Source organism: Terrisporobacter sp. (assembly GCF_017888745.1).
Classification (GTDB): domain Bacteria; phylum Bacillota; class Clostridia; order Peptostreptococcales; family Peptostreptococcaceae; genus Terrisporobacter.
This window is the reverse complement of the sequence record NZ_JAGHFM010000052.1, coordinates 1-3,016: the sequence shown is the minus strand read 5'-3', so window position 1 is coordinate 3,016 and position 3,016 is coordinate 1. Positions and strand designations below refer to the sequence as shown.

The window sequence follows — 3,016 nt, the reverse complement described above, 5'->3', positions numbered from 1 at the left end:
GTAGGACACAAAATGTTAGATAAAAACTATAAAAAATTTTTATTAGAAAAAATTAAGATTAAAGGCGATACACCCAAATTTTCAAAAACCTTAATACCATTTAAATCTATAATTTTATGTATAATACTATTTTCAAAAAGATAATGTCTTAGTGGTTTTCCTGATGGACTCTCCAAAAAATATCTAGGAGTTATAAGACCTATTTTACCATTTTTATCAATAACATCTAAAGATTTTTTATAAAAACAAAAATATAAATCCGCTTTATCTCTATAAACATCTTTATATTCCTCTAATAAAAATTTTTTATAGTTTTTATCTAACATTTTGTGTCCTACATAAGGCGGATTTCCTATTATATAGTTAAATTTCATGGAGTATTTTTTTTTTAGAGCGTCTTCACAAATTATATTATGATTGATTTTCGATATGTCCTTTTCTTCATTACCATTTTTTAAAGCTTTTTTAATCAGAGATTTTTTTAGAATATTTATTGCTTCTTTGTCTGTATCAATTCCATATATACATTTATTTACAATATGTTCACCTATATCTTTTATATAGTATTGTCCATATTTAATTTTTATTTTATCCATACTTTTTTCTATTAATTTATATAATAAATCATAAGCTTCTAATAAAAAATTACCACAACCACATGATAAATCTAAAATTCTAGGCTCTGGATTTTCTACTATATCATGATTTAGTATTATTTCTTCTAAAATATAACTTACTATAATCTTTGGTGTATAATAAATCCCCTTTAATTTTTTATCATATAGAGGCACACTTTCCTCATAAGATCTTGAAGTTTTGTAGTTATCGATCGCTCTCCCCTCCCGCAAATCAATGTCCCTTATGTTGAAATTATATCACAATTTAACAAAGTATTAAGGTATAACTATAAATTTATATTTATACATCATATAAGATATAAATATAAACTTTGTATGTCAAAAAAATAACTGCTTCTAGAATTAGAAACAGTTATCTTTTATTATATTTGAAATTTTATTATAATACTCTTCTTGCATTTACATAAGCTTTTGAGTAGTAGCTACTATTTAACTGAGATATTATCACTTTTCCTTTACTCGAAGAACAGTGTATAAATTCATTATTTCCTATATATATTCCAACATGACTTACATTTCCATCATTTACACCGCTTGTATCAAAAAATACTAAGTCACCTGGTTTTAGATTACTTTTGCTTACATATGTTCCATATTTACTTTGAGCTACTGAAGTTCTTGGTATAGTAGTATTTGCTGCTTTTTTAAATACATAATAAGTATATCCAGAGCAGTCAAAACTATTAGGTCCTTCTGCTGCCCATACATATGGCTTTCCTAATAAACTTTTAGCTAGAGATATTACTTTGTCCACAGTAACAGACGGTGAAGTTGTAGTATTATCTTCAACTACTGAATCACTTAGATATTGGCTAGAAACATATCCTATAGTTCCGTTATATTTTATTTTCGACCATCCATTTGATGTTGATATTACTTCTACTTTTGTTCCTTTTGATAATGTTCCTATTACTGAATAATTTGTTGATGCCCCACTTCTTACATTTAGTGAAGATGCTGTTACATATTTTACACTCGTAGATGTTGATGTATTATCTCCTGATACTTTTTCATCTAAATATTTGCTAGAAACATACCCTATACTTCCATTGTATTTTATTTTCGACCATCCATTTGATGTTGATATTACTTCTACCTTTGCTCCTTTTGATAATGTTCCTATTACTGAATAATTTGTTGATGCTCCACTTCTTACGTTTAGTGAAGATGCTGTTACGTATTTTATACTAGTAGATGTTGATGTATATGTCCCTACATAAGTACCATATACATAACCTGTTTTACCTTCAAACTTAACTTTTACCCAAGATCCACTTTCACTTATGTACTCCACTTTATCACCTTTATTTAATTTTCCTATTGATGAATAATTTGTTGAAGGACCAGTTCTAAAGTTTACTGAATTTGCAGTTATTACTCTATATTCTGTATTTGCATCTTGCTCTGCAAATGATGTATTCATTCCTGTGTGTAGCATAACTGATGAAGCTACTAAACCTGTTAATATAAATTTATTATTAATTGTCATAAAAATATTTATAGCTTTAATTTAAACTATAAATTACTCAACTCCTCTCCAATTGTAGAACTAAACTTAGACTACTTTTGAATAGTTCTTTCTAACATTCATAGAAATATTATTGCAAGAATGTAACTTTTTGTCTATAAGTTTGAGTATTTTGACATTATTTACATGATTAATTGCCAATATTTTGAGAAAAATAAAAGGTTAACTATTTCTAGTTAACCTCTTATTTTTATATTTATATACTATTTTGTTCCTGTGCTTCCAAATCCTCCACGATCCTCATTTCCAAAGCTTTCTACTTCTTCTAATTCAATTTCTGGCATAACTTCCATTATCCTAAACTGAGCCACTTTATCACCTTTTTTTATCCAAGTTCCCTTTTCCTCAACTCCATCTACAGTATTTATATCTTTTCCTTGTAAACAGAATACCGGCATATGCCATTGGTCACTATCTCCTATATATGTATCATCAACTACACCTACTGAATTGGTTTGAATTATCCCCCAAGTTTTAAATGTTGAACTTCTTGGAGCTAAATGCCCTTCCCATCCCTGTGGTAGCTCTAACGCAAATCCTAATGGAATCATAGCTCTTTCTCCTTCTTTTACAAACATATCTTTGTTTGCATAAACATCAATCCAATTGCCTTTAGCTATTTTTTTTAATCTAATTGCTTCTTCAAAATATTTAATTCTAATTTTCATAAATAATCTGTTCCTTTCTGATACTTTTCTATTTTATATAAAATATAATTTTTAATCTGATATATTGCTTACAATATATTTTTCCATAATTAATAATCGTATGTTCTATTTTACTATAATATTCAACATAATGTAAGCAAATAACAATTTAATTTCCAGATACTTGAGTAGTTTTATTATCC

The 3,016-nt window shown here is 27.2% G+C and carries 3 protein-coding genes; all 3 read right to left on the bottom strand.

All coding sequences use genetic code 11. The annotated features are described in order from the left end of the window. Positions 1-26 precede the first annotated feature (26 nt). Positions 27-848, bottom strand: a complete 822-nt coding sequence (locus J7G74_RS02205; protein WP_297131315.1) for an HsdM family class I SAM-dependent methyltransferase — start codon at positions 846-848, stop codon at positions 27-29. 169 nt (positions 849-1,017) lie between these two features. Further along, entirely contained in the window at positions 1,018-2,127 is a 1,110-nt protein-coding gene (locus J7G74_RS02200) for a C40 family peptidase (protein ID WP_297131312.1), read from the bottom strand. A 242-nt stretch (positions 2,128-2,369) separates the two neighbouring features. Then, positions 2,370-2,834, bottom strand: a complete 465-nt coding sequence (locus tag J7G74_RS02195; RefSeq protein WP_297131309.1) for a dUTP diphosphatase — start codon at positions 2,832-2,834, stop codon at positions 2,370-2,372. Positions 2,835-3,016: the final 182 nt, after the last annotated feature.

Bases quoted from the DNA above. Each gene is read 5' to 3' on its own strand.
- J7G74_RS02195 (WP_297131309.1), bottom strand. From the start codon at position 2,834: ATGAAAATTAGAATTAAATATTTTGAAGAAGCAATTAGATTAAAAAAA.
- J7G74_RS02200 (WP_297131312.1), bottom strand. From the start codon at position 2,127: ATGACAATTAATAATAAATTTATATTAACAGGTTTAGTAGCTTCATCA.